Source organism: Kineococcus esterisolvens, from assembly GCF_050871405.1.
In the GTDB taxonomy this organism is placed as follows: Bacteria; Actinomycetota; Actinomycetes; order Actinomycetales; family Kineococcaceae; genus Kineococcus.
The window spans coordinates 52,243-77,675 of the sequence record NZ_JBJLRI010000007.1; the positions used below are offsets into that span (position 1 = coordinate 52,243).

Consider the following 25,433-nt stretch of genomic DNA (forward strand, 5'->3'; position numbering starts at 1 on the left):
GAGCGTGCCGTCCCCGCAGCCGTCCGCGATGCCGTCCGCGATGCCGTCCGCGACCGTCGCCGTGGTCGTGCCGGCCAAGGACGAGGCCGACCGCATCGGCGCCACGGTCGCGGCGCTGCGCTCGCTGCCCGTGACCGACCTCGTCGTCGTCGTGGACGACGGCTCCTCCGACGGCACCGCCCGGCAGGCCCGCGACGCCGGGGCGGTGGTCGTCGCGCACGCGCGCAACCGCGGCAAGGCGGCGGCGATGGCCACCGGTGCCCGCGCCGTCGCCGCCCACGAGGCCGCCTCCCCCCGTCCGGGCACGGGCCCGCGGCCGCTGCTGTTCGTCGACGCCGACCTGGGTGCCACCGCCGCGGCGACGGCGCCGCTGACCGGCCCGGTGCTGGCGGGGGAGGCGGACATGACGATCGCGGTCCTGCCGCAGCAGGCCACCGCCGGCGGCGGCCGCGGCCTGGTCGTGGGCCTGGCCCGGCGCGGCACCCTCGCGGCCGCCGGCTGGTCGCCGCAGCAGCCGCTGTCGGGCATGCGGTGCCTGACCCGGCCGGCGTTCGAGGCGGCGCAGCCGCTGGCGCGCGGCTGGGGCGTGGAGACGGCCCTGACGATCGACCTGCTGCGGGCCGGTCACCGGGTGGCGGAGGTGCCGTGCGAGCTGCACCACCGCGTCACCGGCACCGACCTGCGCGCGCAGCTGCACCGCGCCGCGCAGTACCGCGACGTGGCGCTGGCGCTGGTGCGCCGGGGCGCGGCCGGCGCGCTGGTCCCCGCCCGCCGCTCCGGTGGCTGAGGCGCGCCGGGGCACCGGCGCCCCGCCGGTCCCGCGGCCCTCCCCGCCGCCCGCGCTGACCGCGGCCCCGGCCGCCGCCACCGCCGTGGCGCTGCTGTGCTGGCTGGCGGTCGCGGTGGCCGGGCCGTCGGCGGCGGTGCCCGCCCTGGGGCCGGGTGCGCTGCCGCTGGACCTGGGCCTGCGGCCCTCCTCGGCGCTGGTCACGGCCCTGCTGGCGGTGTCGGTGCTCGCGGCGGGGGTCGCGGTGCTCACCGGCCTGGCCGCGGCGGGGCGCGGGTGGCGGCCGCGGGGCCTGCTGCTGCTGGCGGCCGCGGGCGCGCTGGTGACGGCGCTGGTGCCGCCCCTGGGCTCGGCGGACCACCTCAGCTACGCCGCCTACGGCCGCATCGCCGCGCTGGGCGCGGACCCGTACACCGAGCCGCCGGACGCGTTCGCGGGCGGCGCCGACCCGGTCGCCTCGGCCGTGCGGGACCCGTGGCGCTCCACGACGTCGGTGTACGGGCCGGTGGCGACGGCGCTGCACGCGCTGACGTCCCTGGCCGGTGGGGAGTCGGTGCGCGCGACGGTGTGGTGCTGGCAGCTGGTGCTGCTGGCGGCGTGGGCCGCCGCCGCCGCGGGGCTGCACGCCGCGCTGCGCGGGCAGGAGGCGCTGCGCGCCCGCGCGCACGTGCTGTGGACGGCGAACCCGCTGCTGCTGACGGTGGGGCTGGGCGGTGCGCACGCCGACGTCCTGGCGGGTGCCGCGGCGGTGGGCGTGCTGCTGCTGGCACCGCGACGGCCCCTGGCGGCCGGGCTGGTGCTGTCGGTGGCGGTGGGCACGAAGCTCCCCTACGGCGCGGTGGGTGCGGGGTTGCTGGTGGCGTGGTGGGCCGCCCGGCGCGCGGGCGGGCCGGGCGCGGCAGGGGTGGGCTGGCTGCTGCGCGGGGCGGTGGGAGCGCTGCTGGTGCTGGTGCCGGCGCACGTGTGGGCGGGCGCCCACGCCTACGACCAGACGGGGCGCGCCAGCCGGTACGTGTCGCTGGCCACGGTGTGGCGCCCCCTGGTGGACGCGGGCCTGAGCCGCTCGGTCCTGGCGCCGGGCACGCTGCTGGTCATGGCGCTGGTGGTCGCCGCGTGGTGGCCGCTGCTGGTGCGCCGGGCGGCCGGCACCGGCCCGCAGGACCCCGACCCGTTGCGCCGCCGGGCGGCCGCGGTGACGGCCCTGCTGGCCCTGGGGTACCTGCTCGCCGCGCCGTACGAGCTGCCCTGGTACGACCTGCTGCTGTGGGGGCCGCTGGCGCTGGCCGGTGCGGTGCCGGGGGCGGCGGGCCGGTGGCTGGAGCGGGTGCTGGTGCTGCGGCTGACGCTGCTGGCGCTGGCCTACGTGCCCGGCCTGGTGGACGGCATGTCCCCCGCCGTGGAGGCGCTCACCCTGGGCTACCGGCGGGGGGTGGGGCCGTGGGTGGCGTGGGCGGCGCTGCTGGCCGTGCTGGCGCTGGGGGCCGGCGCGCGCGGCGTCCGTGCGCGGCGTGGAGCCGCGCCGGTGGCCGGGTCCGGCGCCTAGCATGGGCCGCGTCCGAGGTGGTCCCGAGCGCCGCGGGCGAGGGGAACCGGCCGCACCCCGGGAGCGACCTCGAGCAGGCGGGGCCGCACCGCAGCGCGGCCGAGGAGCGAGGACTCCGTGGAGCACGAGAGCACGACCGCTCGAGACGACCGGGGCGGCGGCGGGGCGCTGGGCGCGGACGGCGCCGTGCGGCTGGCCCCCGGCAGCCCCCTGAGCGAGACGCTGACCGCCCAGGCGGAACGGGCGGGGCGCGTGGTGGTCGAGGACGGCGCCGGCCGGCGGTTCGTCCTGGTCCCCGAGAGCCGGTGGGCGGCCCTGGAGTCGGGCGGGGGCGCACCCGAGCGCGCGCCGGTGGTGCTGACCGCCCGCGAGCGCGAGGTGCTGCAGATGGTCGGCGAGGGCAGCCCGTGCGCCGTGGTCGCCGCCCGCCTGGGGCTGGCGCTGAACACGGTCGCCCAGCACCTGACGTCGGTGCGGCGCAAGTACGGGGTGCGGACGTCCGCGGACGCGGCGGACGCCGCGCGCCGGCAGGGCCTGATCGGCTGAGGCGATCGGCTGAGGCGATCGGCTGAGGCGACCGGCGGGGGCGCGGGGCGGGCGCAGCGGTGGGGCGCGGGTGCCGGGCGCGGGTGGGAGCATGGGCAGCGCCATGGCTGCCACCCCCGCCCCGTCCGCGCTCGCCGGCGAGTCCGAAGACCTGCTGGAGACCTCCGCCCGCTCCTCCCTCACCGACCGCCTGCCGGCTCCCGGCAGCACGGCGGCCGCCGACCCCGACGCCGTCTACGAGGCGTTCGCCGACTGGGTGTCCTCCGGGGGCATCGAGCTGTACCCGGCGCAGCAGGAGGCCCTCATCGAGGTGGTCTCCGGCTCCAACGTGGTGCTGGCCACCCCCACCGGCTCGGGCAAGTCGCTGGTGGCCGCCGGTGCGCACGCCGCCGCCCTGACCGCCGGGATCCGCTCCTTCTACACCGCGCCGCTGAAGGCGCTGGTCAGCGAGAAGTTCTTCGCGCTGGTGGAGACGTTCGGCGCCGAGAACGTCGGCATGATGACCGGCGACGCGTCCGTGAACCCCGGCGCGCCGATCGTGTGCTGCACCGCGGAGGTGCTGGCGAACGTGGCGCTGCGCTCGGGCGCGTTCGCCGACGTCGGCCAGGTCGTCATGGACGAGTTCCACTTCTACGCCGAGCCGGACCGCGGCTGGGCGTGGCAGGTGCCGCTGATCGAGCTCCCGCAGGCGCAGTTCCTGCTGATGTCCGCCACCCTCGGCGACGTCGACTGGCTGCGCGAGGACCTGACCCGCCGCACCGGCCGGCCCACCGCCGTCGTCACGTCGGTGGAGCGGCCCGTGCCGCTGCACTACTCGTGGGCCACGACGCCGCTGCAGGAGACGGTGGAGGAGCTGCTGGTCACCGACCGTGCGCCGGTGTACGTGGTGCACGCCACCCAGGCCGCGGCCGTGGAGCAGGCGCAGGCCCTCACCAGCGCGAAGGTCGCCACCCGCGAGCAGCGCGACGCCATCGCGGAGGCGATCGGCGGCTTCCGCTTCGCGGCCGGTTTCGGCAAGGTCCTCTCGCGGCTGCTGCGCATGGGCGTGGGCGTCCACCACGCCGGGATGCTGCCGAAGTACCGCCGCCTGGTGGAGACCCTGGCCCAGGCGGGGCTGCTGAAGGTCATCTGCGGCACCGACACCCTCGGCGTCGGCATCAACGTCCCGATCCGCACGGTCCTGTTCGCGGGCCTGACGAAGTTCGACGGCCGCCGCACCCGGCACTACCGGGCGCGCGAGTTCCACCAGATCGCCGGCCGGGCCGGGCGCGCCGGGTTCGACACCGCCGGGACCGTCGTGGTGCAGGCGCCGGAGCACGAGGTGGAGAACGCCCGCCGCGTGGCGAAGGCCGGCGACGACCCGAAGAAGCTGAAGAAGGTGCAGCGGGTCAAGGCGCCCGAGGGTTTCGTGTCCTGGTCGCAGGCGACGATGGACAAGCTGGTCGCGGCGGAGCCGGAGCAGCTGACCTCCCACTTCCGCGTCACCACCTCGATGCTGCTGAACGTCCTGCAGCGCCCCGGGAACCCGGTGGAGGCGATGCGGCACCTGCTGCTGGACAACCACGAGCCGCGCAAGCGGCAGCTGCAGCACGTGCGCCGCGCGGTGGAGCTGTTCCGCGCGTTGCTGGACGCCGGCGTCGTGGAGACGCTGCCCGAGCCGCTGGCGGACGGCCGGCAGGTCCGGCTGGTGGGCGACCTGCAGCTGGACTTCGCCCTGAACCAGCCGCTGTCGCCGTTCGCGCTCGCCGTGATCGACGACCTCCTCGACCGGGAGTCGCCCACCTACGCCCTGGACGTGGTCTCGGCCATCGAGTGCACGCTGGACGACCCGATGAAGGTCCTGCTGGCGCAGCAGTCCAAGGCCAAGGGCGAGGCCGTGGCCCGCATGAAGGCCGACGGGCTGGAGTACGAGGAGCGCATGGCCCAGCTGGAGGACGTCACCTGGCCCAAGCCGCTGGAGGAGGAGCTGCGCTCGGCGTACGAGACGTACCGGACGGGCAACCCCTGGGTGGCCGACTACGAGGTGCGGCCCAAGTCCGTGGTGCGCGACATGTTCGAGCGGGCCATGACGTTCGGCGACTTCGTCGCGTTCTACCAGCTGGCCCGCTCCGAGGGCCTGGTGCTGCGCTACCTCAGCGACGCCTACAAGGCGCTGCGCCAGACGGTGCCGGAGGACGCCCGCACCGAGGAGGTCACCGACGTCGTGGAGTGGCTGGGGGAGGTCGTGCGCCAGACCGACTCCAGCCTGCTGGCCGAGTGGGAGAAGCTGCGCGCCGGCGGCGACGCGGACGTCGTGGCCGCCGTGGCGCCGGCGGAGGACGAGGCGCCGCCGGTCACCGCGAACGCCCGCGCGTTCCGGGTGCTGGTGCGCAACGCCGTGTTCCGGTTCGTGGAGCTGGCGGCGCTGGACCGCCCCGAGGCGCTGGCGCGGCTCGACGGTTCCCCCGACGAGGACACCTGGGCCGACCAGCTCGACGCCTACTACGCCGAGCACGACTCCATCGGCACCGGCCCGGACGCGCGGGGCCCGCACCTGCTGCAGGTCGACGACGGCTCCGGCCCGCAGGCGAAGGGCTCGCCGCGGCGCTGGTACGTGCGCCAGGTGCTGGAGGACCCCGCCGGCGACCGCGACTGGGCGGTCGTGGCGGAGGTGGACCTGGACGCCTCGGACGAGGCGGGCGCTGCGGTGCTGGAGGTGGCGGGGCTGCTGCGCATGTGAGCCGGCGCGCACCACCGGGCCCCGACCGGTCTCAAGCCCGGCGCGCCGCGCGCCGATGCCACGGGACGTGGAGCGGAACGGCGAGCGGCGCGTCGAAGGGGACGGCGAGCGCGCCCGGCTCCTCGCGCTGCGGGAGCACCTGCCCGCCGACGGGCTCGCCGGGGACGGCGGCGACCCCGACGACCTGGCGGACCTCGACGCCGTGGTGCGCCTCGCCGCCGCCCTCACCGGGACCTCCTCGGCCGCCGTCAACCTCGTCGACGCCGACCGCCAGCACCAGCTGGTCACCGCCGGTGCGACGCGGCGCGACGTGCCTCGCGAGGACTCGATGTGCGCGGTCGCCTTCCGCTCCGGGGAGACCGTGCACGTGCCCGACGCCCGCCTGCACCCGGCCTACCGGGACAAGCCCCACGTGGACGGCCGCCTCGCGTCGGTGCGCCTGTACGCCGCCGCTCCGCTCGTCACCGCCGACGGGCACGCCCTCGGCACCCTGTGCGTGTTCGACCCGGCCCCCCGCCCGCTCGGCGGTGCCCAGCTGCAGCACCTGCGCGACCTCGCCGCGGTCGCCGTCTCGCTGCTCGCGCGCCGCCGCGAGGCCCGCCGCAGCGCCCGCCTCGCCGCCGAGGCCGAGGAGCAGCGCGACCTCGCCGAGCTGGTGCTCGCCGAGGCCGCCCGGCGCGAGGAGCTGACCCGGGCGGTCCTGGCCACCGCCGACGTCGGCATCGTCGTCTCCGGGCCCGACGGGCGCCTGCTCATGTTCAACGACACGGCCCGCGCCGTGCTCGGCCGCGACGTCGACGGCCGCCTCGACCTGGGCGGGCACGCCGGCGCCTACGGCCTGCGCACCGCCGACGGCAGCCGTCCGCTGCGGGCCGAGGAGCTGCCGCTGAGCCGCGCGCTGCGCGACGGACGCGTCGAGGAAGCCCGCATGAGCATCGTCGTCCCCGGCCGCCCGCCCGTGACGGTCAGCTGCTCCGGTCGCACCATGCGCGGCGAGGACGGCACCGTGCTGGGCGCGGTCGTGGCCATGCACGACATCACCTCGCGCCAGGCGCGCGAGGCTGCGCTGACCGCCGCCCACGCCGAGCTGGCCGCCGCCCACGAGCAGCTGGCCGTGCACGCCGAGCGGGTGGAGGTCCTCGCCCGGGCCTCCACGGCGGTCGCCACGGCCGACGACCCGCGCCTGGCGATCTGCGAGGCCGCGCGCGAGCTGACCGGCGCCGACGCCGCCTACCTCGTGCAACCGGACGAGGTGGGCGTGCTGGTCAGCACCGCCAGCACCGGCATGGAGGGGGTGGAGCTGCGCCTGGACCCGCGCCGCGACACCAGCCTGGTGCTGGACGCCCACCTGGGTCGCGAGTAGCTGTTCGTGCCCGACGTGCCGGCGCACCCGCGCGCCAGCCGCGCCGTCGTGGAGGCGTGCGGGACGGTCTCGGCGGTGTGGCAGCCGGTGCTGCTGCGCGGCTGCGAGCCCGTCGGCGTGCTCGCGGTGGTCTGGCGGCGGCCGGTGCGCGCGCTCGCCCCGGGCGTGGCGGCGACGCTGGCGACGCTGGCGGGGGAGGCCGCCCACGCCGTCGAGCGCGCCGACCTGATGACGAGGCTGGAGCGCGCCGCCGAGCACGACGCGCTGACGGGTCTGCCGAACCGCCGCCGCTGGGACGAGGTGGCCGCCTCGGAGGTGGCGCGCGCCGCCCGGACCGGTGCACCGCTGACGTTCGCCCTGCTGGACCTGGACCTGTTCAAGCGCTACAACGACACCCTCGGCCACCTGGCCGGCGACGAGCTGCTGCGCGACTTCGCGGCCGCGGCCGCGGCGCAGCTGCGGGAGGTGGACACGCTGGCCCGCTGGGGCGGGGAGGAGTTCGTGCTGGCCCTGCCCGGCTGCGACGCTCTCGGCGCGGTCGCCGTCGCCGACCGGATCCGCGCCGTCGTCCCGCACGGGCAGAGCTGCACGGTGGGGGTGGCGCAGTGGGTGCCCGGCTGGTCCCCGGCGCAGGTGCTCGCCGCGGCCGACGCCGCGATGTACCGCGGCAAGCTCGCGGGCCGCGACGCCACCGTGGCGGCCTGACCCGCGTCCGGCCGGACGGCCGGGACGCTGCCGGGCGGAGCCGGGGACGCCCCCCTAGGCTGGCCGTCATGGCACCTGACGTCCCTCAGCTCACCCTCAACAACGGTGTGACCGTCCCGCAGCTCGGTTTCGGCGTGTGGCAGGTCGGCGACGACGAGGTCGTCCCTGCGGTCGAGACCGCGCTGGAGGCCGGCTACCGCCACATCGACACCGCCGCGATCTACGGCAACGAGACGGGCGTGGGTCGCGCCGTCGCGAACTCCGGCATCGCCCGCGACGAGCTGTTCATCACGACCAAGCTGTGGAACGCCGAGCAGGGCTACGACTCGACGCTGCGCGCCTTCGACGCGAGCCTGGAGCGGCTCGGCCTGGAGACGGTCGACCTGTACCTCATCCACTGGCCGGTGCCGCAGGCCGACGCCTACGTCGACACCTACAAGGCGTTCGAGAAGATCTACGCCGACGGACGTGCTCGCGCGATCGGCGTGTCCAACTTCGAGCCGCACCACCTGGAGCGGCTGACGGGGGAGACGAGCGTCGTCCCGGCCGTCAACCAGGTGGAGCTGCACCCGTTCTTCCAGCAGGCCGAGCTGCGGGCCGCCGACGCGCGGCACGGGATCGTCACCGAGGCGTACAGCCCGCTGTCCTCCGGCAAGGGCGTCGTCGACGACCCGACCATCGCCGCGATCGCGCAGGCCCGCGGCAAGACGCCCGCCCAGGTGGTGCTGCGCTGGCACGTGCAGCTGGGCAACATCGTGATCCCGAAGTCGGTGACGCCGCACCGCATCCGCGAGAACATCGACGTCTTCGACTTCGAGCTCTCCGACGCCGACGTCGCGCAGATCGCCGGCCTGGACCGCGCCGACGGCCGGGTCGGCGCGCACCCGGACCGGATGAACATGGGCGCCCCCGCCTGAGCGACCGGGGGACGGGCCGGTGGCCCGTCCCCCGGGACGGCGCGTCCGCCGCCCCGGGGGAGGTGGGTCAGCCGACCGGGGCGGCCTGCTCGGCCGCCCCGGCCCCGACGTCCATCTGCGCCACGCCGGAGCTGCGCAGGCGGTAGGTGGGGATGCGCAGGCCCAGGCCGTCGCAGATCGCGTGGAAGACCTCGGTGTTGTCCAGCACCGCGCCGAAGCGGGCCGCGCCGGGCCCGGAGGCCATGACGTACACGTCCTCGACGGTGTGCACGCAGTTCGTCTGGTCGAGCGGCAGGTTGCCCACCTGGACCACCGACCCCGGGTCGCGCTCCGGGTTCGGCACGGCCAGCTCGGTCGCCGGGTCCTCCAGCGCCGGCTGGACCAGGACGGGGTTGTGGGCGAAGTCGTCCGGGTGGTCGGGGTGGTTCGACCAGCCGAAGAACAGCTGCACGTCCGGGTTCGGGTTCTCGGGGAACCCGTCGCCGTCGGCGTCGACGTAGGTGGGGAACCCGGCGTCGGCGTACACGCCGTTGGCCTGGCGGGCGGGACCGTCGTCGGCGGCGTCCTCGGACAGGCTGTGCGTGCCGGCGATGCTCATGGCGTGGTTGTGGTCGGCGGTGACGACGATGAGGGTGTCGTCGCGCCCCTCCGCCCACCTCTTGGCGGCACCGACCGCCTGGTCCAGCTCGATGGTGTCGTACACGGCGCGCGGGCCGTCCAGCGGGTGCTCTGACTTGTCGATCGAGGCGCCCTCCACCATGAGGAAGAAGCCGTTGTCGTTCTGCTCGAGAACCTTCAGCGCGGCCTCGGTCATCTCCACCAGCCCGGGCTGGTCGGTGAACTCGCCGAGCACCTCGGGGTCGGGGCTGATCTCGCGGTCGATGTAGACGTTGAGGTTCCCCAGGGTGAAGGTTCCCAGCAGCTTGTCGGGCGTCCCGGCCGCCATGACGTCCCGCAGCTCGGCGCGGGTCCCCGCGTACGCGAACCCCTTGTCCTTGAACTCCTCGACGAGGTCGCGGTCGTCGGTGCGCCGCGATCCCTCGACCGACTGCGGCAGCAGCGAGGCGCGCCCGCCACCCAGGAGGACGTCGGGCATCTGCGCGGGCTGCAGCGCCTGGTCCATGATGCTCGCGTACTCCGAGCGGCGGCGGGTGTGGGCGAAGACCGCCGCGGGTGTGGCGTCCTGGACCTCGGCGGTGGTGACGATGCCGATGGACATGCCGTTGGAGCGCTTGAGCACCTCGGCCATCGTCTCGACCTTCGGGCTGCGCGCCGGGTCGGGGTCGTTCCCGGGGTAGACGCCCATGGCGTTGACGGCCGACTTGTGGCCGGTCATGTAGGCGGACATGGAGTTCGCCGAGTCGGTGGCGATCGAGTCGCACCCGGAGGTGGTCACGTTCCCGCGCACCTCCATGCGGTCCATCTCCAGCAGGCCGTGGTACTTGCCCTCGGTGATGCCCTTGGACAGGATCCGCGCGCCCGTGATGGCTGCGGCGCCCATTCCGTCGCCGAGGAAGAAGATGACGTTCTTGGCCTTCCGGTCGCCGGCCTGCGCCACCACGACCTCGTGGCGCACCTCGGCGCTCGTCGTGCCGGCCGACGAGGTGACCTCGGCGGCGATGGTGAAGGTGCCGGCCTCGGGGTAGCTGAGGCCCTCGTATGTCACCTCGACGGAGTCCTCGGCGGAGCTGGTGCGCAGGGGGGCCGGGCTCAGCAGGGGGGTGGGGCCGTCCTCGCCGGCGACCCGGATGACGATGCGCGTGGACTCGGGGTCGACGCCGGTGGCCTCGATGCGCAGGTCGAACGTCGCGCCGGCCTGGAACTTCGCCCGGTCGAGGGGGAGGATGCGCACCGCGCTGCCCGTGGTGGTGGCCGTGCGCAGGGCGGCGCGGCGGACGACGCCGGTGAAGGCGTGCGGGTCCTTGGGGTTCAGGGCGGCCGCGTCGAGGGGGGCGGCTGCGGCGGTTCCCGCGCTGCGCAGGCCGTGGCCGAATACGATGGCGGTGGCCAGGCCGCCGGCGCCCGTGCCCAGCAGGCCGCGGCGGGTGAAGAACCCGGCGCGCCGGCCGTCGTGCTGCTCTCCGTCGTGGTGAGAAACGTTCTCAGACAAGGGGTCGACCTCTCGCGTGGTCCGTGGCGCCGGCCGCGGACGGGCCCGTGGGTGCGGGCACAACCTCCCAGTGGACGAGGAACCCCGGTCCAACTCCGGGTGCACTGCCGGCCAACGGGCGCCGACGCGAAGAGGTTCAGCGAGGCAACAGGTGCGCCGTCCGGTAGGCCAGCAGTTCACGCAGCACGATCGACGTGGACGTCCGCCGGATGCCCCGGCAGCGCGTGATCCTCTGGGTGATGTCGTAGACGTGGTCTGCGTCGCGCGCCGCGATCTGGATGAGCAGGTCGGAGTCGCCGGAGATCCCCACGCACTCGACGACCTCGGGGATGCGGCTGACGTCGGCCACCAGGTCGTCGAACTCGTCCTGCTCGACGTCCGCGGTCACCAGGGCCCGCATCGGCAGCCCCAGCGCCTCGGTCGTCACCCTGGTGGAGTGCGGGCGCAGAGCGCTGCCGGACGCCAGCCGGTGCAGGCGTGCCTGCACCGTGCCGCGCGCCAGGCCGAGGTCCATCGCCAGCTGGGCCACCGTCGCGCGCGGGTCGTCGTCCAGGGCCGCCAGCACCCGCCGGTCGGTGGTGTCCAGAGTGGTCACAGCGACCACCCTACGTCCGCTCCAGGGGTTCACACTGGTCGGATCGACCAGTTCCGCGCTCGGGTGTTGCGCACATCGCCCGCCGAGAGCTGTCATCGAGGGCATGACCGCCGATGCCGCCACCGCCCCGCCGACCACCCCGACGGTGAGCGCGGGCGCCTACCTGGCCCACCGCCTGGCGCAGCTGGGCGTGCGACACCTGTTCGGCCTGCCCGGCGACTTCAACCTCGCCCTGCTGGACGAGCTCCTCGGTGCGGGCGAGCAGCGCTGGGTGGGCTCGTCGAACGAGCTGAACGCCGGGTACTGCGCCGACGGGTACGCCCGGCTGCGCCGCGGCCCCGCCGCGTTCGTCACGACGTTCGGCGTGGGGGAGCTGTCCGCCGTCAACGCCCTCGCCGGCAGCTTCGCCGAGGACGTGCCCGTCGTGCACGTCGTGGGGATGCCCGCCACCCGCGCGATGGCCGACGGCACCCTGCTGCACCACTCCCTCGCCGACGGCGACTTCGGGCACTTCACGCGCGTGGCCGCGGAGGTGACGGCCTCGGCGGTCGTGCTGCGCCCGCACGGCGCGGCCGCCGCGATCGACCAGGCGCTGCTCACCGCGGTGAGCACCTCCAAGCCGGTCTACCTGGGCGTCCCCGCCGACGTGGCCGTGGCCCGGGTCTCCGCCGCGCCGCTGGCGCGCCCGCTGCGGCTGCTGCGCGGCGACGCGCAGTCGGCCGCGGAGTTCGCCCGGGCGCTGACGGGCTTCCTCGGCGGCGCCGGCGAGGTCACCGTCCTGGCCGGACCGCGCCTGCACCGCCGGCACCTGGAGGAGCGGATGCGGGCGATCGCCGCGCAGAACGGCGTGCGGGTGGCGACGCAGTCGGCGTCCAAGGCGCTGCTGGACGAGTCGCACCCGGCGAACCTCGGCGTGTACGCGGGGGCGTTCAGCCGCTCGGAGCGGACCCGTCGCTGCGTCGACGCCGCCTCGCCGCTGGTGCTGGCGGGGGCCGTCATGACGGACTTCCTCACCGGTTCCTTCACCCACGGCTTCGACCCCGACGCGGCCGTGGACCTGCAGCTGGACCACGCCCGCATCGCCGGCGACGTGTTCCACGGCGTGCACCTCGACGAGTCGCTGCGGCTGCTGGAGGAGGTGCTGCGCTCGCGCACCCCCCGGCCCGAGCCGCTGCCCCGCCGCGACGTCGAGGCCCCCGCCGCCCACGTCCCCGCCGCCCCCGACGCACCGCTCACCCACGCCGACCTGTGGCCGCTGCTCCAGGACTGGCTGGAGCCGGGCACCCTGCTCGTCGCCGAAGCGGGCACGTCGTTCTACGGCGCGGTGGAGCTGACCCTGCCGGACGGCTGCGACCTGCTGGGGCAGCCGGTGTGGTCCTCCATCGGCTACACGCTGCCCGCCACGCTGGGCGCGATGCTCGCCGCGCCGGGCCGCGAGACGGTCCTGGTCATCGGTGACGGTTCCGCCCAGCTGACGGTGCAGGAGCTGGGGCGCCTGCTGGAGCAGGGCCTGGCGCCGACGATCCTGCTGCTGGACAACGGCGGCTACACCGTGGAGCGGGCCATCCGCAGCCCGGACGCGGACTACCAGGAGGTCGTCGCCTGGGACTGGACCCGCCTGCCCGCCGCCCTGGGTGCCCCCGCCACACCCACGCACCGGGCCGGCACGCCCGCCGAGCTGGTGGAGGTGCTGGCCGCGGTCCGCGCCGACGCCGGCCGCCCGGCGCTGGTGCAGGTCGTCCTGCCCCGTGACGACGCCCCCGAGTCCCTCGTCCGCCTCGCCCGCAGCATCCGCTGACCCCCCTCCCGCCCCTCGCGGTGATCGGGGACGCCGCGACGTCCCCGATCACCGTGAGGGACGGGTCAGGGGGTGGGCAGGTGCGCGGCGTAGGCGCTGCGCAGCCGCTGGAGGCGGGCGCTGGAGGTGACGCCCCAGTCCAGCCAGTCGACCGCTCCACCGCTCAGCGCGCGCTCCAGCGCCTCCAGGTGCAGGTGCCAGGCGGCCAGCGACATCGGCACCCAGGCGTCCTCGCCCTCGAGCCGGTTCGTCAGCCGCAGCCGGGTGCGGGCGCGCAGCGCGCCGGCGTCGAGCGGCTCCAGTTCCCAGCGCAGCAGGCCGTGCTCGGAGCTGGTGTGCTCCAGCAGCCGCGGCGGGTCCAGCTCCGTCACCCGGCCGGGCCACCACTCCAGCTCGGCCGGGTCGCCGTTCAGCCACATCAGGGAGAACTCCCCGCCGGGGCGCAGGTCCGCCCGCAGCGCCGCCCACCAGCGGCGGGTGACCTCCGGGACGGTGAGCGCCGTCCACAGCGCCGCCACCGGGTGCGGGTACTCGCGCTGCAGGGTCAGCGTGGCGCGCTCACCACCGTGCAGGACGGCGCCGCCGAGGAGTTCCGGGTCGTCGCTCACCACCCCATCCTGCCCCGGCCGGCGGGCACCGGCGGGCGTGCCCCGGCCCGGTGGCGCGCTCCCGGGTGCCTGACCTGGGAGGATCACGGCGTGGGACTGGGCGGTGGACCGAGCTGGCGGGACGACTACGAGTGGTTCAGCCTCGACGACCTGTCCTCGCCGGAGGAGGTGGACGCGGGCCCCGACCCGTTCGGCGACGCGCTGCGCACCCTCGTGCGCGACTACCCGGTGTGGTCGGGCAACGACGGCTCGGCGCGCGTGCTGCTGGTGGACCTGGACAACCTGCGGGCCGTCAAGGGGCGCCTGCGCGCGCGCCTGGGGGTGGTGGTGGAGCTGGCCCGGCAGGCCGACCACGTCACCCTCGCGGGGCAGGCGGGCGCGGTGGCCCGCTCCCGGCCCTGGCTGGCGGAGTTCGCGCGGCGGGCACGGCCGGTGGCGGCGGGCCCGGACGTGGCGGACCACGTGCTGCTGGAGGCCGCCGCCGAGGTCCCCGACCCCGCGGAGTTCCTCGTCGTCAGCAACGACGGCATCTTCGCCGACCTCGCCGAGCGCGGTGAGCTCACCGTGCTGTCGCCGGGGATGGACGCCCTCAGCGACCGGCTGCACGGCGCGGCGAGCCTCCTGGTGGACCTGGCGGCGCTGGAGCAGGAAGCCGCCGCGCGGGCCTGAGGGCGCCCCGGCGCGGACCTCCACCGGGCTCAGCGGCCCCCGCTCCCGGCAGGACGAGGGTGTGCTCGGCGTGGCGGCGCTGCGGCATGCTCCAGCCTCGTGAGCAGCACCGTGGACGTCCGGCGGGCCGAACCCGGTGACCTGCAGCTGCTGCCCGAGGTGGAGCTGGCCGCGGACCGGGTCTTCGCGCGGGTGGGTGTCCACCTGCCGGCACAGGCGTCCAGCGTCGCCGAGCTCGGCGCTGCCGCGTGCGTCCTGGTGGCCGGCCGCCCACCCGTGGGTTTCGCCCGTGTCGAGGTGCTCGACGGGCAGGCCCACCTGGAGCAGCTGTCGGTGCACCCCGACCACGCCCGCCGGGGGCTGGGCGGGGCGCTGCTGGCCGCGGCGATCGCGTGGGCGCGAACCGCCGGCTTCCCCGCGATGACGTTGACGACGTTCGAGGCGGTGCCGTGGAACGGTCCCTGGTACCGCCGGCACGGGTTCACGGACGTGCAGCGGCCCGGCCCCGGGCTCGCGCAGCACCTGCGCGCCGAGGAGCAGGCGGGGCTGTGCCTGCTCGGGCGGCGAGTCGCCCTGCACCTGCCGCTGCACCGGTGATCCCGAGGCCGGCGGTGGAGCCGGGCTCGACGCGGTACCTGGGCGCCACGGAGGCGGCCGGGTACCGGGTGGGGCTGGACGGCGAGGACATCCGCCCGGTGCAGTTCCTGGCCGGCACCCAGGTCGCCGGGACGTCCTGCGCCGGCGCCGGGGTGTCCACCGAGACGGGTGTGGTGGCCGGCACCGGTGCCCCGGGTGTCTCGGCCACGGGACTGCTCGTGCCCGGAGGCTCCGACCTCGCCGATGCCGCGGCAGGTGAGGAGCGGGTGGGCGTGGCGGACGACCTGGCGGCCGCGGCGGGCGGGGCCGGGGAGGGCAGCACCTCGCCCGGGGGCGTCGGCGTCGTGCGGTCGTCAGGTGCGCTGCGCCTGCCGGGTGACGTCCCCGGGCGGTGCACCTAGTCCAGGCTCCAGGTCACCAGCGCGACACCGAGGGGGGTGAACCTCAGCACCGTCGCGGACACCAGCAGCGCGAGGACCACGAGGTGCAGCAGGACGCCTCGCGTCGAGCGCCGGGTCGCGGCCGAGCGCAGGGCGAAGGCGCTGACCACCGCCGCAGGTGCGGTGACCAGCCACCCGAGCACCGCCGCGCAGACGCCGGCGAGGTGCACCAGCGCGCCGAGAGCGCTGTCGCCGGCGGGCCACAGCCACTTCGGGTCGTGGGCTCCGCTGGTCAGGTCCGCGTGGGAGAGGTGGTGCAGGTCGTGGATGACGTAGGGGAGCAGGACACCCCCCGCGTAGGCCGCGACCACGAGGAGCCCCACGACCGAACTGGCGGCCGCCAGGGCGGGGGCAGGCACCCACGGCACCTGCCTCGGGTGAGCGGTGCTGCCCGGCAGCGTCGAGGTCATGCGCACAGCATGGCGGGGCACGTGCGTGCAGATCCAGCAATCGCCCGGTCCCGGTCCACGCACGCGCCTCCCCGTGTGTCCGGTCGACACGAGGGGGGGCGCGCCCTGACTGCTCGAGGGTGCCCTGCAGGCGCTGCACATCGATACCCGCCGACGCTGCCGGGCGGCGGTGGTGCCAGGCGTGCACACCACTTCGGGGAGCCGCAGGTCGAACGTGCGCCCCGAGGCCCCGGCCTACTCGGCCCGGGGGTCACCGGTACGGCGCCTCGTGGGCTCGTCGCGTCGGTACCCGATCACTGCTCGCAGCAGGTGGCCGGCAGTGAAGACCGCGATGAGCGCCCACAAGCGGTCCCAGTGGAAGACCCGGTGCACCGCCTCGGCGATCAGCACCAGGACGAGGGAGAAAGCCAGCCCCTTGGCCATGTCCCTGCCGGCTTCGCGCACTGTCGGCTGCTGCATGCTGCTTCACGTTCGCTCAGGTCGTGTCCTTCCACAAGCAGGTGCGCGGCGCAGCAGCGAGGCGAGGGCCTCCTCCACCGTGCGGTGGTCCACCGATGCGGACGCGGCTGGGCGCACCTGTTCCGGCGTGCGCCGCCGGCGCGAGCCAGCGGGTCCACGCCCACCACGGGACGGCGATGACCAGCAGCGGCCCCAGGGGGCTGGCGAGGATCATCCAGGTGCATCGCGGTCCTGCCTGCGGGTCGTGCTCGCGCTGGAAGGGCGCGAACTGCTTGCCGCTGGTGAAGGGCATCGGATCAGGGCCTCGTTGGCGCTGCACGTCGGGATCGTGAGGCTCGCTCAGCACGTTTCCTCCCGGATCGGGTTCGCCGAGCCTGGCGCTCGCTGGTCGGTCCGACCGCGCCCTCGGCGCGTCATGACCGCGCAGTCGCCAGTCGTGATCGCTCGTCTGCCGTCCTGCATGACAGCGTCACTGCCATGGCGCACGAAGTGGTGGGTGATGATGAGGTGGTCCTGACGACGAGCCGCCCGCAGCTGCCGACCTGGTGGGTGGGCGAGGCCCTGGTCATCCGGCAACCGTGGCAGGAGCGCGACCCACGGGTCCCGCCGCACCGGCGCCTGGACGCGGACGGCCGTCCGACGGTCAAGGACCTCGAGCGGTGGGTCCAGGCGCAGCGACCGGTGACGCTGGGGTGGCTCGCTGTGGAGCGCAAGCTCGAGGGTGGTGTCGTCGGGCACTGCGGGCTGCTCGCCAGTGAACGCCTGCCCGCGGGGGAGCCGGAGGTCGCGTTCGAGCTGCTGCGCCACGCGTGGCACCAGAGCTTCGCCACGGAAGCCGCGTCAGCGGTCCTGGAGTGGGCCACAAGGTCTGGGTATCAGCGCGTGCGGGCCACCGTGCGGGAGTGGAACACCGCCTCGCGCCGGGTCCTGGCGCCGGTCGGGTTCATGGAGACGGACCAGATCGAGCGCGATGAGGTGTACGGCGACACGGTGTTCATCACACGTTCCCTCTGACGGACCGGTTGCATGTTCAAGGGGTACGTCACCCGCAGCGCGGGATGACCAGGCGCACGCGCTGCGCAGGATGACCGCGCAGCGGCCGCGGCAGGGTGAGGAGGCCCCAGCGGTCAGGGCCGGGTGCTGGAGCCGCCGTAGGTGTCGGGCAGCGAAGGCCAACGAACAGCGGCCCACTGCGACCACGTGGTGTAGCCCTCCGGAACCGGCGGGGGTGGGCCGCCGCGCAGCTCCTCCTCAGCCGGCTCTTGAAACTGCTGGCGCCAGCGCAGCACTTCCTCAGTGCTCATGGCGTAGGTCTGTTCGGGGGTCTCGGCCAAACGCTGCCGGATCCGCGCGAGTTGGGTGTCGTGATCAGTGTTCAGGTACTCGATGCGGCAGTCACTGCCGACTGCGGCGAAGAGCCACCGCAGGGCCGAGCGTTCATCGCGTCCCCACAGCCCGAAGTCGACGACGACGTTCAGGCCCCGCTCGGCTGCCCGCAGCGCCGTCCACAGGAGTCTGCCCTCCAGCACGTCGCGTTTACCGTCGGCATCGGAGTCACCGAAGAGGGGGATCATCCACTCGTCCGGTGTCAGGCGCAGGGCACCTCGCTGTCGTTCGAGCTGTCGCGCTCGGGTGGTCTTGCCGACACCGGGTAGCCCGACCATGAGGAAGGCCGTCGCCCGGCTCACGAGCTTGCGCTCTTGCCTGGCGTCGGCGGTGCGGAAGGATCCACGTCGGCCCGCCCCGGCGGGAGGATTGCGACGGCTTCCACCTCCACCAGCTGTCCCGGCCAGCCCAGGGCGGAAACCCCCAGCAGGGTGCTGGGAGCGTCGTGGTCGCCGAAGGCGGAGCGGACCACGCCCCAGACGGCTGTGAGGTCCTCCCGACGGCTGGAGGCGACGTAGACGGTGCTCTTGACGACGTCGGACAGCTGCGAGCCCACCTCGGCGAGGGTGGCGGCGAGGTTGATCATCACCTGCTCCGCCTGCCGCACGGCGTCGCCCTCCGCGACGGTGCGCCCCTCGGCGTCCAGGGGGCACGCCCCGGCGGTCCAGAGGGTCCGCGCGGCGTCGATGACGGCGGCGTAGGCGTAGGGCACCTGGTTGCTCAGCGTGGCGGGGCGGATGAAGGTGATGGCCTCGTTGGTCACGTCAACGCATCCTCGGTCATGCAGACCGCGACGGGCATCTCGTTTGCCTGCTTGCGGCTACGCGCTTGCCCGACTTCGCGGTCATCGGCACGGGAGCAGGCCGCCGACCGCCCATGGTCGTGCCCGAATCGCGGCTATGACCGGTAGGTCGCCGGCCCCAACGTCACCCGCGCAGCGTCAAGTCCAGGCGGCGCATCAGCTCGCCCATCCTGCCGCCACCAGCGGGGGCTGGGGGCAGCTTGCTCAGCGCAGTGCGAACTCCCGGTGGGGCATCGCGCCGCGCCCTCTCGACCTCTCTCTCACCAACCGCGCAGTCATCGCCGCCGGCCAGCTCGAGCGCACGGGCGGCGTGGGCTGCTGCTCCCAGGACGTGCTTGACCTGGTGCGCGTCTGCCAAGGGGTGCAGGTAGGCGCTGCCCGCTGCGTGAGCGGCGGCTCGCGCGGCGTCCTGAGCCGCGGGTGAGGCGGTTTCGCGGGCTGCACGGTGCGCCGCCCAAGCCGTGGTGCGCAAAGCCGCGCCACGCCTGCCGCCGCCGGCGAAGGCCTCGGCAGCCTCGATCGCCTCCCGGGGGCGCAGGTCGCTGGGGTGTGCCTCCTCGAAGAAGCCCAGTGCGGTGCGTGCGCAGGCGGCGGCGAAACTCGTGACGTCGCGCAGTTCTGCCTCGCTCAGCTCGATGGCGTCTGCCTTGGGGGTCATGTTCACCATCTTCTCGGTGAGCCTCTCGGAGCCCGCCCTGACTTCGGTGAGATTGCACGAGCCCAGTTGCCCTTGTTCGCGCACGCGCCTCGGCATGCCGGGGTGTCGGACGTCCTGGCCAGCGCCATGACCGTGAGGTGATCGCACCACCAGTGCGGCCTTGCTCAGGGACTGGCGTCGGCTCTGTTCAGCGGGAGGATCAGCCGCCGTCGGAGGCGATGGTCTGCCCGGTGACTCAGTCCGCTTCGTCGCTGAGCAGCCAGGCGACGAGGCGGGCAGCATCGGTGGGAGTGCCCCAACGGGCCCCGGGGTTCGCCGCCGCTACCGCGGCGCGCCCTTCCTCGTCGGCGTAGCCGGTGTCGTTGGGGCCGGGGTCGATGCAGTTGACCGTGATGGCGCGGGGCATGAGGTGCACGGCCAGGGAGCGGGTGAGTTCGTGCAGCGCTGCCTTGGAGGCGATGTAGGGCAGTTCGGCAGGCATGGCGCTGTGGTACTGCCCGGAGGTGAACAGCAGTACCCGTCCGCCGGGGCGGGTGTCGTCGTGCTGGGCGGCGAAGGCCTGGGTGAGCAGCAGGCTGGCGCGGGTGTTGACGGCCCAGCTGAGGTCGAGCTCGGTGGCGGTCAGGTGCTCGAGGTCCTGTCCGCTGCTGCGGGCGTGGTTGGCGACGAGGGCGTCGACGTGGCCGAAGGCGTCGCGGGCGGCGGCGAGCACGGCGGCCGGTGCGGCAGGGTCGGCCAGGTCGGCGCTGAGGTGCTCGACACGGCCTCCCGCTTGCCGCAGTTCCTGCAGCAGGGCGTGGGGTCCGTCGGCATCGGCGCCCCAGGGTTGCTCGGTGTCGTGCGGGACCCGGGTGTGCGGCAGGACCGCCGCGCCGTCGGCGACGGCGCGGCGTGCGATGGCCGCGCCGATGGCGGTGCGCCGGCTGGCTCCGGTGACGACGACGACGCGCTCGTGCAGGGATTCGCTCATGCTCAGACGGTCTCCTGCCTCGATGTCAGGCACACCTGGTTCGTGTCGTGCATCTGTTGCTCGGCCATCGGCAGGACCGCGTGGTCGCGGCCACCCATGATCGCGCGTGGCCAGCGGCATGCCCGCGAAGTGGCATGCTCCCGCCGGGAGACCGCCAGCGGCCGACTGGCTACCGTCCAGGTGTGGCTCCCACCAACCCGGCCAACGGCAAGGGCACCTATGAGATCCGGATCGGTCTGTGGGCCACGAGGGAGCAGGCCTTCGAGGCCCACGAGCGCTTGACGAGGGCCTTGTGCCCCGAGCCACAGCACAGCGGTCCTTGCGAGAGCCCGTGGTCCAGTGCTGTCGTGCCGCCAGAGGCGGTCGATGAGGGCGGGGACCTCTACGACGAGTTGGTCATGCAGGCCGAGGCCGAGGGCACCTACTGAGCGCTCCTCACACCTGACGCGGCATCATCGCGCCAGACTGGGCGATCACCGCCGTCGGGTGGCGGCGCCGAAGCTCGCAGGAGGAAGTCGCGCACAGCGCAGTCGTCTCCTTGACACGCTGGCCTTGTGAGCGACGTGATCGTGTACGAGGACCGGCCCCTCCCGCTGGGGCGCACGTGGGTGGCCACCGCCCGAGCGCGCGTAGAGGCGGCAACGGAGATTCTTCCGAAGATCCACCTGGGCGTCGAGGGCCAGGCGGTGGGCGGTCCTGCGGTGACTGCTCGAGTGCAGGAGGGGCGCGCCTTCGCCATCGCGGTGGAGTTCGAGGACCCGATCGTGCCTGCTCGGGACCCTGCCATGCACCCCTCGCTGCGCAGGAAGCTGGAGAAGCGGCGCACGGTGTGGTCGACGTGCGTGGCGAGCGAGCGTGCTCAGGTCGACGACGCGGGGCTCGACGTCCGGGTGGACAGCGCATGGGACCCGACACCGGGGTGGGTGCTGCCCGCTCCGCGGCCGGGCTTCGCGATGATGGGCGACTTCGCGCAGTCCCCGGGGTGGCACGTCCTGGTGCTGCGGGGTGCGGTGAGCAGCTTCCGCCTCCAGGCCCCGGCGTGGTGAGGTCTAGCTGATCGGGCACCCGTGGGGGCTGAGCCGGACCAGGTGCAGGCCGCTGACGGCACGCTCGTCGTGACGGTGGCCCTGCAGTCAGCTTGACCGGTGGCCACACCACTGGGACGCGGTATGACCGCACGCGTGCACTTGTTCCTGGCGGTCATGGAGAACCGGTGGATGCGACACCGCGACCCCGGCCGCGGCGGTACACAGGACGGGTGAGACCTCATCGCGTCGTGCTGGTCGCCATCGCTGCGCTGACCGCCGCAGCCCTGGGGGCGTGCGGGTCACCCTCGGCCACCCCGGACCCGGACGTGGTCGAGCGTCACGTCGCCTCCCAGCCGGCCGGTGACGTCGTGCGCGACTACCTCGACGCGGTGCAGGACGACGACCAGGCCACCGCCGCTGTCCTGTCCACCCCGGGCTTCGCCGCGCGCGACGTCTGGCAGGACGGCGAAGCACCGGACCTGGACGACGTCGAGGTCTCCGACACCACCACGCCCTACGACACCACCTGGAGCTCGGAGGACCTCAAGGCGTACGCGCAGGCGGTGAACGTGCGGGCCACCTACACCGCCGACGACGGCAGCACGGGAACAGCGGGCGGTGAGCCGGGGTGGGGGTACGTGCTGGTGCGTCACTCCGACGCGGACCCGTGGCTCATCGCCTCAGCAGGTCAGGGCTGACGTCCGAGCCCGGATGGTCGAAAACGTTCACGACAGCGGGATGACCGTGGGATCGGTGGTGCGAGCTGGGTGCATGCCACCTGGCGACGCTGGGCACTGAGGTTGCTGGTCCCTCAGCGACGGACGGGGTGCGCATCGGGTGGTGGGATCCCGAAGACCGCCGCGTCGCGGTTCGGGACGGGCTCCTCGGTGAGGTGAGCGGCTCGGATGCGGTCGAGGCGGAACCAGCGCGGGGCCTGGCGCTGACGGCACCAGCCGAGCAGGTACCAGTGGTCGTCGGTGCGCACGAGCAGGTGGGGCTCCACCCGGCGCCGCGTGGATCGACCGGAGGCGTCGCTGTAGTCCAGGGCCAGCACCCGGCGAGTGGCTAGCGCCTGGCCGAGGGAGCTGGTGACGCTGGTGGCCGCCGGTGCCGGGTCTTCGCCGCGGATCCAGACGCGGGCCCCGAGCTCGTCGGCCCGCCGGCGGTCGGCTGGGTGCATGACGTCGAGCACCTTCTCCAGCGCCACCCGCCCATCGGCGGCGTACGGGGCGCCGCGCTGGGTGGCGAGGGCGGTGGCGACCGCGATCGCTTGAGCGGGCGTGAGGTTGACCGGCGCCAGGGTGGCCTGGGCGTCGAGGACGTAGCCGCCGCCGGGCCCGCTCTGCGCCCAGACCGGTAGCCCGGCCTGCTGCAGCGCCGCGACGTCGCGCTTGACGGTGCGGGTGCTCACCTCCAGCCAGCTGGCCAGGTGGGCTGCGGTGCGCCCGCGCGGGCCGGCACGACGCAGCTCCTCGCTCAGGGCGTGCAGCCTGTCGGTGCGGTTCACGTCCAGAACAGTGACAGAGACGGTGACAGGCCGCTGTCACCGATCACCCCCCACAGTGATCGGCATGGCTGAGATCGCACTGTTCCACTCCGTGCTCGGAGTCCGCCCCGGGGTGCACGAGGCTGCACAGCGCCTGCGCACCGCAGGACACGAGGTCCTGGTCGTCGACCAGTACGACGGGCGGGTGTTCGACGACTACGAGCAGGCCGGGCGCCACGTCGAGGAGATCGGCTTCCCCGAGCTGATGGGCAGGGCGGTGGAAGCCGTGGAGCCGCTGCAGGACGGCTTCATCGCGGCCGGCTTCTCCAACGGTGCGGGCATGGCCGAGCACGTCGCCACGCAGCGCACCTGCGGCGGGGTGCTGCTGTTCTCCGGTGCGCTGCCGCTGGCCGTGCTCGGCGGCGTGGCCTGGCACGCTGACACGCCCGCCCAGATCCACTACGCCCAGGACGACCCCTTCCGCCGGCAGCAGTGGATCGACGCCCTCGTCATCGACATCACCAGCAGCGGAAGCCGTGTCGAGGTCTTCGACTACCCCGGCTCCGGACACCTGTTCACCGATCCGAGCCTGCCGGGCGAGCACGACCCGCTGGCCGCGGCGAGCCTGTGGGAACGCGCCGAAGCCTTCTGCCGCGACAGCACCCGCGGCATCCGTGGGACCTGAACCTGGCGTTCGCTGGTTGGCCCTGCTGGATCTCCCGGGGATCTTCTGCCTTCGGGCGGGAGCGTGAAGTCGGCCGACCACGATCGCGCCCGGAGGGCGGGATGACCGAGCCCTGGGTGTGCGGTGAGCACGACTGCGGGAATCGCCGTCAGTGCCGGGCGGTGGGTGTACGTGGGCGCCGGTCCAGCTCTTGCCGGATGGGGAGGATCGCGGGGGTCAGGGTGATGAGCAGGTAGGAGATCGCCAGGGCGGTGAGCAACGTGGTGAGGGATCCGTTCTCCAGCCACAACCCCGCACCCAGGATGCCGATGGGCATACCCGCCCACGCACCGGCTCCGACCACTCCGGCAACGCGGGCGCGGGTGCCGGCCGGGACCCGCTCCAGCTGCACGGCACCCAGGATCGGGTTGATCGCGCCGGCGGCGAGCCCGCTGAGCGCAGCGCCTGCCAGCAGCACCGCCAACCCCGGATCCAGGGCCAGCAGCACGAAGCGCGGGGCACCGGCGAGCAGGAACGCCACCGTGAAGACCCAGCGCCGCGACCAGCGCGATCCCACCGCGCCGAAGGCGAACGCGCCGGCGACGGCGCCGCCTCCGAAGGCGCCGACGAGCAGCCCCAGGTCGATGCCGCCCCCGAGGCGCTGGGTGGCGTAGACGGGCAGCACGACGCTGGAGTGGGCCGCGTCGAAGGCGTTGGTGAGGGCCACCACCGCGATGACGGCCAGCAGCAGCCGGTCACCGCGGACGAAGGCCAGCCCGACCCGCAGTTCGCGCACGTACCCGCGCACACCTCCCAGCGCTGCGGCAGCACCGTCCCCGGCGACCCGCCGGGTCCGGGGCACCGCGGCGGCGATCAAGACGGCGGCGGCGACGAAGGTCACCGCGTCCACGACCAGGACGAGCGGTGCGCCGAGCAGGGAGACCAGTGCGCCGGCGATCGGGGCGCCGATCAGCCGGGCGGCGCGTTCGGCGGCGTCCACCCACCCCGTGGCCCGCTCCAGGGGAAGGTCGGCCTCGTCGGCGAGCTCGGGCAGCAGCGCGTGCCGGGCTGCTTGCCCGGGGGTGTCCAGCAGTCCGGTGGCCACGACGAGGGTGAGCAGGGCCCAGAACGGCAGGCCGAGCGTGAGGTGCAGCAGTGGCACTGCGGCGATCGTGGCGGCGCCGATGGCGTCGGAGACGATGCTGGCGCGTCGGTAGCCGAAGCGGTCGACCAGCACGCCATCGAAGACGCCGCCGATGACGACGGGCGCGATCGCCGCGGCGCCGATCACCCCCGTCAGGGCGGTGGAGCCGGTGCTCTCCAGCACGAACAGCGGCAACGCGATCGCGGTGGCGGCGTTGCCGGCGGCGCTGGTGGTGTGTGCGGGCTCAGCGCCCGCCTGAGCCCACAGGGATGACCGCGCGGTGCGCCCGACCTCGGCTTCACGACGCTCGGGCGAGGTCGTGGGTAGGGTGCGCCCGGTGAGCTCGCTCGACGTGCAGCGGGCCTACTCCTCGCTCGCGCAGCAGTACATCGACCTGCTGGGATCGGTCGAGACCGTGCACCCTGACGACCTGCGGCTGATCGAGCGGCACCTGGGGCACCTGAGCGGCCCGGTCCTGGACCTGGGGTGCGGTCCCGGGCACCTGACGGGCTTCCTGCACGCCGCGGGGTGCCAGGTGGCGGGCATCGACCTGGTGCCGGAGTTCATCGCCCACGCGCGCCAGGCGCACCCGGACGTGCCCTTCGAGGTGGGCTCTCTGACCGACGTGGCCCGTCCGGACGCCTCGGTCGCCGGGGTGCTGGCGTGGTACTCCCTCATCCACCTCGAGCCCGGGCAGCTGGACGAGGCGCTGGCCAGCGTCCGCCGGCTCCTGGCCCCTGGTGGGTCACTGGTCGTGGGCTTCTTCGAGGGCTCGGCGTGCGAGCCGTTCGAGCACAGGGTCACCACGGCGTACCGGTGGCCGGTGGACGAGCTGGCGAACCGCCTGGCCTCGGCGGGGTTCGTGGAGGTCGAACGCTCGCGACGGCCTCGAGAGGGCGAGCGACGCCCCCATGCGGTCCTCGCTGTCCGGGCGGTCTGACGGCATCGGTGATCAGTCGTTGACACGGTGGGGATGAACTCTGCCATCGACAGATCCGGGCGGTCGGCGACGTCCTGGCCAGCGCCGTG

Annotated in this window: 29 protein-coding genes; 17 read left to right on the forward strand and 12 right to left on the reverse strand. The window is 74.5% G+C overall.

The genetic code is table 11. From position 1 onward, the window contains the following. Positions 1 to 4: 4 nt before the first annotated feature. The 7 genes from ACRYR8_RS04520 to ACRYR8_RS04550 all read left to right on the forward strand — a co-directional run bounded on the left by ACRYR8_RS04520 (position 5) and on the right by ACRYR8_RS04550 (position 8,580). A complete protein-coding gene (locus tag ACRYR8_RS04520; protein ID WP_432482886.1) occupies positions 5 to 787 on the forward strand; it encodes a glycosyltransferase in 783 nt (260 codons plus the stop codon). Next, positions 780 to 2,330 carry an MptA/MptB family glycosyltransferase gene (locus tag ACRYR8_RS04525; protein WP_432482887.1) on the forward strand — a complete coding sequence of 517 codons (1,551 nt, stop codon included), beginning with the start codon at positions 780 to 782 and terminating at the stop codon, positions 2,328 to 2,330. Before ACRYR8_RS04520 ends, ACRYR8_RS04525 begins: the two co-directional genes overlap by 8 nt. Before the next feature lie 117 nt (positions 2,331 to 2,447). Beyond that, a complete protein-coding gene (locus tag ACRYR8_RS04530) occupies positions 2,448 to 2,876 on the forward strand; it encodes a response regulator transcription factor (protein ID WP_432482888.1) in 429 nt (142 codons plus the stop codon). Between the two features lie 103 nt (positions 2,877 to 2,979). Continuing rightward, complete coding sequence (locus tag ACRYR8_RS04535) at positions 2,980 to 5,595, forward strand: DEAD/DEAH box helicase (protein WP_432482889.1); 2,616 nt, start codon at positions 2,980 to 2,982, stop codon at positions 5,593 to 5,595. A 67-nt stretch (positions 5,596 to 5,662) separates the two neighbouring features. After that, on the forward strand, positions 5,663 to 6,958 hold the full coding sequence (locus tag ACRYR8_RS04540) for a GAF domain-containing protein (RefSeq protein ID WP_432482890.1): 1,296 nt from the start codon (positions 5,663 to 5,665) through the stop codon (positions 6,956 to 6,958). 6 nt (positions 6,959 to 6,964) lie between these two features. Then, positions 6,965 to 7,663 (forward strand): GGDEF domain-containing protein, encoded by a 699-nt coding sequence (locus ACRYR8_RS04545; protein ID WP_432482891.1) that lies wholly within the window; start codon positions 6,965 to 6,967, stop codon positions 7,661 to 7,663. A 68-nt stretch (positions 7,664 to 7,731) separates the two neighbouring features. Further along, positions 7,732 to 8,580: an aldo/keto reductase gene (locus tag ACRYR8_RS04550; RefSeq protein ID WP_432482892.1), complete on the forward strand. Its 849-nt coding sequence runs from the start codon at positions 7,732 to 7,734 to the stop codon at positions 8,578 to 8,580. A 67-nt stretch (positions 8,581 to 8,647) separates the two neighbouring features. Here ACRYR8_RS04550 and ACRYR8_RS04555 read toward each other — a convergent pair whose 3' ends face one another. Continuing rightward, a complete protein-coding gene (locus ACRYR8_RS04555) occupies positions 8,648 to 10,690 on the reverse strand; it encodes an alkaline phosphatase (RefSeq protein ID WP_432482893.1) in 2,043 nt (680 codons plus the stop codon). 136 nt (positions 10,691 to 10,826) lie between these two features. Next, positions 10,827 to 11,285 carry an Lrp/AsnC family transcriptional regulator gene (locus tag ACRYR8_RS04560; protein ID WP_432482894.1) on the reverse strand — a complete coding sequence of 153 codons (459 nt, stop codon included), beginning with the start codon at positions 11,283 to 11,285 and terminating at the stop codon, positions 10,827 to 10,829. A 103-nt stretch (positions 11,286 to 11,388) separates the two neighbouring features. Between ACRYR8_RS04560 and ACRYR8_RS04565 the strand changes: the two genes are divergently transcribed. Beyond that, positions 11,389 to 13,083, forward strand: a complete 1,695-nt coding sequence (locus tag ACRYR8_RS04565) for an alpha-keto acid decarboxylase family protein (RefSeq protein ID WP_432482895.1) — start codon at positions 11,389 to 11,391, stop codon at positions 13,081 to 13,083. Between the two features lie 65 nt (positions 13,084 to 13,148). On the opposite strand, the gene ACRYR8_RS04570 is transcribed toward ACRYR8_RS04565, so the two are convergent. Further along, positions 13,149 to 13,691 (reverse strand): SRPBCC family protein, encoded by a 543-nt coding sequence (locus tag ACRYR8_RS04570; protein ID WP_432482896.1) that lies wholly within the window; start codon positions 13,689 to 13,691, stop codon positions 13,149 to 13,151. Between the two features lie 90 nt (positions 13,692 to 13,781). Here ACRYR8_RS04570 and ACRYR8_RS04575 point away from each other — a divergent pair, with 90 nt between their 5' ends. From ACRYR8_RS04575 to ACRYR8_RS04585, 3 genes are all read left to right on the forward strand, one after another. Next, a complete protein-coding gene (locus tag ACRYR8_RS04575) occupies positions 13,782 to 14,360 on the forward strand; it encodes a hypothetical protein (RefSeq protein ID WP_432482897.1) in 579 nt (192 codons plus the stop codon). A 99-nt stretch (positions 14,361 to 14,459) separates the two neighbouring features. Beyond that, positions 14,460 to 14,957, forward strand: coding sequence for a GNAT family N-acetyltransferase (locus tag ACRYR8_RS04580; RefSeq protein WP_432482898.1), 498 nt, complete (start codon positions 14,460 to 14,462; stop codon positions 14,955 to 14,957). Beyond that, positions 14,954 to 15,358 (forward strand): hypothetical protein, encoded by a 405-nt coding sequence (locus ACRYR8_RS04585; protein ID WP_432482899.1) that lies wholly within the window; start codon positions 14,954 to 14,956, stop codon positions 15,356 to 15,358. Before ACRYR8_RS04580 ends, ACRYR8_RS04585 begins: the two co-directional genes overlap by 4 nt. Here ACRYR8_RS04585 and ACRYR8_RS04590 read toward each other — a convergent pair. The 3 genes from ACRYR8_RS04590 to ACRYR8_RS04600 all read right to left on the reverse strand — a co-directional run bounded on the left by ACRYR8_RS04590 (position 15,355) and on the right by ACRYR8_RS04600 (position 16,558). Then, positions 15,355 to 15,756, reverse strand: coding sequence for a hypothetical protein (locus tag ACRYR8_RS04590; protein WP_432482900.1), 402 nt, complete (start codon positions 15,754 to 15,756; stop codon positions 15,355 to 15,357). The genes ACRYR8_RS04585 and ACRYR8_RS04590 overlap by 4 nt on opposite strands. Before the next feature lie 285 nt (positions 15,757 to 16,041). Continuing rightward, entirely contained in the window at positions 16,042 to 16,266 is a 225-nt protein-coding gene (locus ACRYR8_RS04595) for a hypothetical protein (RefSeq protein ID WP_432482901.1), read from the reverse strand. A gap of 16 nt (positions 16,267 to 16,282) precedes the next feature. After that, positions 16,283 to 16,558: a hypothetical protein gene (locus ACRYR8_RS04600; protein WP_432482902.1), complete on the reverse strand. Its 276-nt coding sequence runs from the start codon at positions 16,556 to 16,558 to the stop codon at positions 16,283 to 16,285. 185 nt (positions 16,559 to 16,743) lie between these two features. On the opposite strand from ACRYR8_RS04600, the gene ACRYR8_RS04605 reads away from it, so the two are divergent. Then, positions 16,744 to 17,280: a GNAT family N-acetyltransferase gene (locus ACRYR8_RS04605; protein ID WP_432482903.1), complete on the forward strand. Its 537-nt coding sequence runs from the start codon at positions 16,744 to 16,746 to the stop codon at positions 17,278 to 17,280. 113 nt (positions 17,281 to 17,393) lie between these two features. Here ACRYR8_RS04605 and ACRYR8_RS04610 read toward each other — a convergent pair whose 3' ends face one another. The 4 genes from ACRYR8_RS04610 to ACRYR8_RS04625 all read right to left on the reverse strand — a co-directional run bounded on the left by ACRYR8_RS04610 (position 17,394) and on the right by ACRYR8_RS04625 (position 20,082). Further along, positions 17,394 to 17,930, reverse strand: a complete 537-nt coding sequence (locus tag ACRYR8_RS04610; protein WP_432482925.1) for a P-loop nucleotide/nucleoside kinase family protein — start codon at positions 17,928 to 17,930, stop codon at positions 17,394 to 17,396. A 20-nt stretch (positions 17,931 to 17,950) separates the two neighbouring features. Next, positions 17,951 to 18,415, reverse strand: coding sequence for a RidA family protein (locus ACRYR8_RS04615; RefSeq protein WP_432482904.1), 465 nt, complete (start codon positions 18,413 to 18,415; stop codon positions 17,951 to 17,953). 163 nt (positions 18,416 to 18,578) lie between these two features. Then, the gene (locus tag ACRYR8_RS04620; protein WP_432482926.1) at positions 18,579 to 19,112 is read right to left on the reverse strand and encodes a putative immunity protein; all 534 of its coding nucleotides are present in this window, start codon (positions 19,110 to 19,112) and stop codon (positions 18,579 to 18,581) included. 235 nt (positions 19,113 to 19,347) lie between these two features. Next, entirely contained in the window at positions 19,348 to 20,082 is a 735-nt protein-coding gene (locus ACRYR8_RS04625; RefSeq protein ID WP_432482905.1) for an SDR family oxidoreductase, read from the reverse strand. 182 nt (positions 20,083 to 20,264) lie between these two features. Between ACRYR8_RS04625 and ACRYR8_RS04630 the strand changes: the two genes are divergently transcribed. The 3 genes from ACRYR8_RS04630 to ACRYR8_RS04640 all read left to right on the forward strand — a co-directional run bounded on the left by ACRYR8_RS04630 (position 20,265) and on the right by ACRYR8_RS04640 (position 21,808). Continuing rightward, positions 20,265 to 20,510, forward strand: a complete 246-nt coding sequence (locus ACRYR8_RS04630; protein ID WP_432482906.1) for a hypothetical protein — start codon at positions 20,265 to 20,267, stop codon at positions 20,508 to 20,510. A 126-nt stretch (positions 20,511 to 20,636) separates the two neighbouring features. After that, a complete protein-coding gene (locus tag ACRYR8_RS04635; protein ID WP_432482907.1) occupies positions 20,637 to 21,128 on the forward strand; it encodes a hypothetical protein in 492 nt (163 codons plus the stop codon). Positions 21,129 to 21,358: 230 nt separating this feature from the next. Next, positions 21,359 to 21,808, forward strand: a complete 450-nt coding sequence (locus ACRYR8_RS04640) for a hypothetical protein (protein WP_432482908.1) — start codon at positions 21,359 to 21,361, stop codon at positions 21,806 to 21,808. A 113-nt stretch (positions 21,809 to 21,921) separates the two neighbouring features. Here ACRYR8_RS04640 and ACRYR8_RS04645 read toward each other — a convergent pair whose 3' ends face one another. Beyond that, the gene (locus ACRYR8_RS04645; RefSeq protein ID WP_432482909.1) at positions 21,922 to 22,617 is read right to left on the reverse strand and encodes a helix-turn-helix transcriptional regulator; all 696 of its coding nucleotides are present in this window, start codon (positions 22,615 to 22,617) and stop codon (positions 21,922 to 21,924) included. A gap of 64 nt (positions 22,618 to 22,681) precedes the next feature. On the opposite strand from ACRYR8_RS04645, the gene ACRYR8_RS04650 reads away from it, so the two are divergent. Continuing rightward, positions 22,682 to 23,281, forward strand: coding sequence for a dienelactone hydrolase family protein (locus ACRYR8_RS04650; protein ID WP_432482910.1), 600 nt, complete (start codon positions 22,682 to 22,684; stop codon positions 23,279 to 23,281). Positions 23,282 to 23,429: 148 nt separating this feature from the next. On the opposite strand, the gene ACRYR8_RS04655 is transcribed toward ACRYR8_RS04650, so the two are convergent. After that, on the reverse strand, positions 23,430 to 24,671 hold the full coding sequence (locus tag ACRYR8_RS04655; protein WP_432482927.1) for an MFS transporter: 1,242 nt from the start codon (positions 24,669 to 24,671) through the stop codon (positions 23,430 to 23,432). Between the two features lie 70 nt (positions 24,672 to 24,741). Between ACRYR8_RS04655 and ACRYR8_RS04660 the strand changes: the two genes are divergently transcribed. Further along, positions 24,742 to 25,344 (forward strand): class I SAM-dependent DNA methyltransferase, encoded by a 603-nt coding sequence (locus ACRYR8_RS04660; RefSeq protein ID WP_432482911.1) that lies wholly within the window; start codon positions 24,742 to 24,744, stop codon positions 25,342 to 25,344. The last annotated feature ends 89 nt before the right edge of the window (positions 25,345 to 25,433 follow it).